Below are 6,061 nucleotides of genomic sequence, written 5' to 3'. Positions count from 1 at the left end.
TGTGGGAGGGGGCTTGCCCCGGTACAAACCGGGGACATCGTTTACATTTCTAACCGGGGACATGGTTTACAGGTTAATACGCATGATCAGGAGGTAACTGATCATGCCCTGGAACCAAGAGTCCCCCATGAACCAACGAATCAAGCTGGTTGCTGACTGGCTTTCGGGTAACTTCACGAAAAGCCAGCTGGCCCGCCGCTTCGGTGTCAGTCGACCTACCGTAGACAAATGGATTTCTCGGCATAACGGCGATTTGAAGTCGTTAGCCGAGGTTTCTCGGCGACCTCATAACAGCCCCAACAAGACCGACGATAAGATCCTGGCTCGCGTAGTGGCCATGAAGGAAGCCCACGATAAATGGGGGCCAAAGAAGCTCATTGAGCTATTGCGAATTGAAGATCCCTCTATCGATTGGCCGTCTCCCAGTACAGCCGGCCAATGGCTTGACCGACTTGGGCTGGTCAGCAAACGGCGGTTCAAGCGTCGGCACGGTACCTCGCATATTGAAATGCGAGAGGCCAATGACCCCAACAAAACCTGGTGCGTGGACTACAAAGGGCAATTCAAGATGCTCAACGCCCAGCTTTGCTTCCCGCTGACGGTTACAGACCATGCATCCCGTTTGATTCTGGCGTGCAGGGCTCATCCTAAAATCATGACCCAGCCTGTAAAACAAACCTTTGAGCGGCTTTTTCAGGATTACGGCATGCCGGAAGTCATTCGCTCAGACAACGGAGTCCCTTTCGCCTCTCCTGGCCTGGCGAGGATATCCACACTGGCCGTTTGGTGGATCCGTTTAGGTATCTATCCCGAGCGAACCATGCCGGGAAGACCTGCCCAGAATGGTCGACACGAACGAATGCATCGCAGCCTGAAACTTGAGCTACCGCTAGGGAGCAACTTGGTCGAGCAGCAGCTTTTGCTGGAGCATTTCCGGCATGAGTTCAATTACGTACGCCCTCATGAAGCGCTTGGTATGAAACGTCCGGGAGATGTGTACGTGCCATCTACCCGACGGTACCCAGGGTGCTTGCCCGATGTGGAGTATCCGGCAGAAATGCGGGTGCGAAGCGTCAGGCAGGATGGATCGATCAAGTGGAACGGCAAGTTGGTATTTGTCAGCGAGGCCCTATCCGGAGAAAGGATAGGTCTTAAAGAAGCTGAGGATGATGTCTGGGATTTGTACCTGTGTGATTATCCCTTGGGGAGGCTTGGACGAGGTATGACCCGCGTCCAAGCCTCAAATGTGTAAACGATGTCCCCGGTTTCAGATGTAAACGATGTCTACGGTTCTACACCCCGATAGCGATCTGTCAGCTATCGATGTACTGGCTGACACACTGCTATCGGGGGCAAGCCCCCTCCCACATTAATTTTGCCTCCCGCAAATCTCCCTGCGCCCCCGCAAACCCTCGCTACACTCGATCTAAGACTAAGGTCGTCTGGAACCTCTACGGCAGCCGCATACAGTGGATACGTTCCAATAATAAAAAAGCTGTGCTGCGAGGATAAAAACAATGAACGACAGCATTTACCTCTCGATTCAAAACAGCCCGCGTTTCAAGGAGCTGGTGAGAAAAAGGGAAAGGTTCGCCTGGATTCTCTCGGCGATCATGCTAGGGCTTTACTCCGCTTTCATCCTGTTGATCGCCTACGGGCCACAAGTGCTGGGGGCCAAGCTCAGCCCTGGTTCCTCGATTACCTGGGGCATTCCCCTGGGCGTCGGGCTGATTGTGTCCGCCTTCATCCTGACCGGCATCTACGTGCGCCGGGCCAATGGCGAGTTTGACGACCTGAACAATGCGATTCTCAAGGAGGCTGCGCAATGATCCGTCGTCTACTGGCAATATTCGGCGCTTCGCTTTTTGCTCCGGCCGTCTGGGCGGCAGACGCATTGACTGGTGAAGTGCACAAGCAACCCCTGAACATATCGGCCATCGTGATGTTTATCGCGTTTGTCGGTGCGACCCTGTGCATCACCTACTGGGCTTCCAAGCGCAACAAATCGGCAGCCGACTACTATGCGGCCGGCGGCAAGATCACCGGTTTCCAGAACGGCCTGGCCATTGCCGGCGACTACATGTCGGCGGCGTCCTTCCTGGGGATTTCCGCACTGGTCTACACCTCCGGCTATGACGGTCTGATCTACTCGATCGGCTTCCTGGTGGGCTGGCCGATCATTCTGTTCCTGATCGCCGAGCGCCTGCGTAACCTGGGCAAGTACACCTTTGCCGACGTGGCGTCCTATCGCCTGGGCCAGACCCAGATTCGCAGCCTCTCGGCCTGCGGCTCGCTGGTGGTGGTGGCGTTCTACCTGATCGCGCAGATGGTGGGCGCGGGCAAGTTGATCCAGCTGCTGTTCGGCTTGGACTATCATGTAGCGGTGATCCTGGTGGGGATCCTGATGTGCATGTACGTGCTGTTCGGCGGCATGCTGGCGACCACCTGGGTGCAGATCATCAAGGCGGTGCTGTTGCTGTCCGGTGCCTCGTTCATGGCGCTGATGGTGATGAAGCACGTCAACTTCGACTTCAATATGTTGTTCTCCGAGGCGATCAAGGTTCACCCTAAAGGTGAAGCGATCATGAGCCCTGGCGGCCTGGTGAAAGACCCGATCTCGGCATTCTCCCTGGGCCTGGCACTGATGTTCGGTACCGCCGGCCTGCCGCACATCCTGATGCGCTTCTTCACCGTGAGCGACGCCAAGGAAGCGCGCAAGAGCGTGCTGTATGCAACTGGCTTTATCGGCTACTTCTACATCCTGACCTTCATCATCGGTTTCGGCGCGATCCTGCTGGTGAGCACCAATCCGGCGTTCAAGGATGCGGCTGGTGCATTGCTTGGCGGCAACAACATGGCGGCGGTGCACCTGGCCAACGCGGTGGGCGGCAGTATCTTTCTGGGCTTCATCTCGGCCGTGGCCTTCGCCACCATCCTTGCGGTGGTTGCAGGCCTGACCCTGGCCGGTGCTTCGGCGGTGTCCCATGACCTGTACGCCAGTGTGATCAAGAAAGGCAAGGCCAACGACAAGGATGAGATTCGCGTCTCGAAGATCACCACCATCGCGTTGGGCGTATTGGCGATCGGCCTGGGTATCCTGTTCGAAAGCCAGAACATTGCGTTCATGGTCGGCCTGGCGTTCTCCATTGCTGCCAGCTGTAACTTCCCGGTGTTGCTGCTTTCCATGTACTGGAAAAACCTCACCACCCGTGGCGCGATGATCGGCGGCTGGCTGGGCCTGGTCAGTGCGGTTGGCCTGATGATCCTTGGCCCGACCATCTGGGTCTCGATCCTGCACCATGAAAAAGCCATCTTCCCTTACGAATACCCGGCGCTGTTCTCGATGATCATTGCGTTCGTCGGCATCTGGTTCTTCTCCATCACCGACAAGTCGGCGGCGGCAGAGAAAGAGCGTGCGCTGTACTTCCCGCAGTTTGTGCGTTCGCAGACTGGCCTGGGGGCGAGTGGGGCGGTGAATCACTAAGGTTGCAGCCCGAAAAGGAAATGCCCCGGTCGAAAGGCCGGGGCATTTTTTTTGCCTGGGGTTCTGCGTTATGGGGACCCGCGTCATCGGGGGGGGGCTTGCCCTCGATAGCGGTCGCCCAGTCGGCACAAACAAAAACGGCCTCCGCTAGGGGAGGCCGTCTTCGGTGCAACTCAGCGATGCTTACTTGCGATCTTCCAGCTGGGTGATGTCACGCGACTCGTAGCCGGTGTACAGCTGGCGCGGACGGCCAATCTTGTACGGGCTGGAGAGCATTTCTTTCCAGTGGGAGATCCAGCCCACGGTCCGCGCCAGGGCGAAGATCACGGTGAACATGCTGGTTGGAATGCCGATCGCCTTGAGGATGATCCCCGAGTAGAAGTCGACGTTCGGGTACAGCGAGCGTTCGATGAAGTACGGGTCGGTCAGGGCGATCTCTTCCAGGCGCATGGCCAGTTCGAGTTGCGGGTCGTTCTTGATGCCCAGTTCCTTCAACACTTCGTCGCAGGTCTGCTTCATCACGGTGGCGCGCGGGTCGCGGTTCTTGTAGACCCGGTGACCGAAGCCCATCAGCTTGAACGGATCGTTCTTGTCCTTGGCCTTGGCGATGAACTTGTCGATGTTGGACACATCGCCGATTTCATCGAGCATGGTCAATACCGCTTCGTTCGCACCGCCGTGGGCAGGGCCCCACAGTGCGGCGATACCGGCGGCGATACAGGCGAACGGGTTGGCACCCGAAGAACCGGCCAGGCGTACGGTGGAGGTAGAGGCGTTCTGCTCGTGGTCGGCGTGGAGGATGAAGATCCGGTCCATGGCCTTGGCCAGCGTCGGGCTGATCGGTTTGATCTCGCACGGCGTGTTGAACATCATGTGCAGGAAGTTTTCCGCGTACGTCAGGTCGTTGCGCGGATACATCATGGGTTGGCCCATGGAGTACTTGTAGACCATGGCGGCCAGGGTCGGCATCTTGGCAACCAGGCGGATCGCGGAGATTTCGCGATGCTGCGGGTTATTGATGTCGAGGGAGTCGTGATAGAAGGCCGACAGGGCGCCGACCACACCGCACATGACGGCCATCGGGTGGGCGTCGCGACGGAAGCCGTTGAAGAAGGTCTTCAACTGCTCGTGGACCATGGTGTGGTTCTTCACGGTGCTGACGAACTGGGCTTTCTGCTCGGCTGTTGGCAGTTCGCCATTTAGCAGCAGGTAGCAGGTTTCCAGGTAGTCCGATTTCTCGGCCAGTTGCTCGATCGGGTAGCCGCGATGCAGCAAAATGCCATTATCACCATCGATATAGGTGATCTTCGACTCGCAAGAGGCGGTCGACATGAAGCCTGGGTCGAATGTGAAACGGCCCGTGGCCGTCAGGCCCCGTACGTCGATAACATCGGGACCAACGGTGCCGGTTAAAATGGGCAGCTCGACGGGGGCTGCGCCCTCGATGATCAACTGCGCTTTTTTGTCAGCCATGTGGCCTCCTATTTATGCTTCAAATCATCAGACAGACCCCCCACGCAGGGCCCGCACCACTATATTGATATAAATCCAGATGTCAATTTGCCTAAAGTCTTGCACCAGAAGGCTTTAACCGTACTTTTTCCTCGAAATTGCCTGCCATTTACGCCTTTTATTCCCCCAGCGCAATCCGCTATTAGGGTGAGGAGTGCGCGTTGTCATTAGTAACCTAACTGTCTATACTCGGCCACCGACCGCCAAGGGCTTTTGGGCTTGCTTTCATTGGGGGTCGCACTCCCTGGGTGGTGCTTACCTGACCAGTCGCACTCCCCAACAACTTTGCCCTGATTGTTAGGGGCTCTTCAGTGTGAAAAAAAGCCGTGAATAGCCAACGACCTGTAAACCTAGACCTAAGGACCATCAAACTCCCCATCACCGGCGTTACGTCGTTCCTGCACCGTGTTTCCGGCATCATCCTGTTCCTGGGCTTGGGCATCATGCTTTATGCATTGAGCAAATCCCTGGGTTCCGAGGAAGGATACGCCGAGGTGAAGGCATGCTTGACCAGCCCGCTGGCCAAGTTCGTAGCATGGGGCCTCCTGTCCGCTCTGCTGTATCACCTGGTAGCCGGTGTGCGCCACTTGATCATGGACATGGGCATCGGTGAGACGCTGGAAGGCGGCCGCCTGGGCTCGAAAATCATCATCGCCATTTCCGTGGTGCTGATCGTTCTGGCAGGAGTTTGGATATGGTAACCAGCGTTACGAATCTGTCGCGTTCGGGCCTCTATGACTGGATGGCACAGCGTGTGTCTGCGGTCGTTCTCGCGGCTTATTTCATTTTCCTGATCGGATACCTCGTCGCAAATCCGGGCATTGGCTATGAGCAATGGCACGGCCTGTTTTCCCACAATGCGATGCGAATCTTCAGTCTGCTGGCCCTTGTTGCCCTGGGCGCACACGCCTGGGTAGGCATGTGGACCATCGCGACCGACTACCTGACGCCGATGGCGCTGGGCAAGTCCGCGACTGCAGTACGTTTCCTCTTCCAGGCAGTCTGCGGCGTCGCGATGTTCGCTTACTTCGTCTGGGGTGTGCAGATTCTTTGGGGTATCTGATT

The 6,061-nt window shown here is 57.0% G+C and carries 6 protein-coding genes; 5 read left to right on the top strand and 1 reads right to left on the bottom strand.

What is annotated here, in order from left to right:
* Window positions 1-103: 103 nt before the first annotated feature.
* The 3 genes from BFN10_RS10225 to BFN10_RS10215 all read left to right on the top strand — a co-directional run bounded on the left by BFN10_RS10225 (window position 104) and on the right by BFN10_RS10215 (window position 3,484).
* Window positions 104-1,252 (top strand): integrase core domain-containing protein, encoded by a 1,149-nt coding sequence (locus BFN10_RS10225; protein ID WP_071488463.1) that lies wholly within the window; start codon window positions 104-106, stop codon window positions 1,250-1,252.
* Between the two features lie 265 nt (window positions 1,253-1,517).
* Complete coding sequence (locus tag BFN10_RS10220) at window positions 1,518-1,829, top strand: DUF485 domain-containing protein (RefSeq protein ID WP_016972153.1); 312 nt, start codon at window positions 1,518-1,520, stop codon at window positions 1,827-1,829.
* On the top strand, window positions 1,826-3,484 hold the full coding sequence (locus tag BFN10_RS10215) for a cation acetate symporter (protein ID WP_071489586.1): 1,659 nt from the start codon (window positions 1,826-1,828) through the stop codon (window positions 3,482-3,484). The genes BFN10_RS10220 and BFN10_RS10215 overlap by 4 nt, the downstream gene beginning before the upstream one ends.
* Before the next feature lie 183 nt (window positions 3,485-3,667).
* Here BFN10_RS10215 and gltA read toward each other — a convergent pair whose 3' ends face one another.
* The gene (gene gltA, locus BFN10_RS10210) at window positions 3,668-4,957 is read right to left on the bottom strand and encodes a citrate synthase (protein ID WP_028615712.1); all 1,290 of its coding nucleotides are present in this window, start codon (window positions 4,955-4,957) and stop codon (window positions 3,668-3,670) included.
* 365 nt (window positions 4,958-5,322) lie between these two features.
* On the opposite strand from gltA, the gene sdhC reads away from it, so the two are divergent.
* Both sdhC and sdhD read left to right on the top strand, forming a co-directional pair.
* A complete protein-coding gene (gene sdhC / locus BFN10_RS10205) occupies window positions 5,323-5,697 on the top strand; it encodes a succinate dehydrogenase, cytochrome b556 subunit (RefSeq protein WP_003172804.1) in 375 nt (124 codons plus the stop codon).
* A complete protein-coding gene (sdhD, locus tag BFN10_RS10200; RefSeq protein ID WP_003172805.1) occupies window positions 5,691-6,059 on the top strand; it encodes a succinate dehydrogenase, hydrophobic membrane anchor protein in 369 nt (122 codons plus the stop codon). The genes sdhC and sdhD overlap by 7 nt, the downstream gene beginning before the upstream one ends.
* Window positions 6,060-6,061: the final 2 nt, after the last annotated feature.

Origin of the sequence: Pseudomonas extremorientalis, from assembly GCF_001870465.1 — a bacterium.
Taxonomy (GTDB): Bacteria; Pseudomonadota; Gammaproteobacteria; order Pseudomonadales; family Pseudomonadaceae; genus Aquipseudomonas; species Aquipseudomonas extremorientalis.
This window is presented reverse-complemented; position numbering and strand designations above follow the sequence as displayed.

Bases quoted from the DNA above. Each gene is read 5' to 3' on its own strand.
- BFN10_RS10225 (WP_071488463.1), top strand. From the start codon at position 104: ATGCCCTGGAACCAAGAGTCCCCCATGAACCAACGAATCAAGCTGGTT.
- BFN10_RS10220 (WP_016972153.1), top strand. From the start codon at position 1,518: ATGAACGACAGCATTTACCTCTCGATTCAAAACAGCCCGCGTTTCAAG.
- BFN10_RS10215 (WP_071489586.1), top strand. From the start codon at position 1,826: ATGATCCGTCGTCTACTGGCAATATTCGGCGCTTCGCTTTTTGCTCCG.
- gltA (WP_028615712.1), bottom strand. From the start codon at position 4,957: ATGGCTGACAAAAAAGCGCAGTTGATCATCGAGGGCGCAGCCCCCGTC.
- sdhD (WP_003172805.1), top strand. From the start codon at position 5,691: ATGGTAACCAGCGTTACGAATCTGTCGCGTTCGGGCCTCTATGACTGG.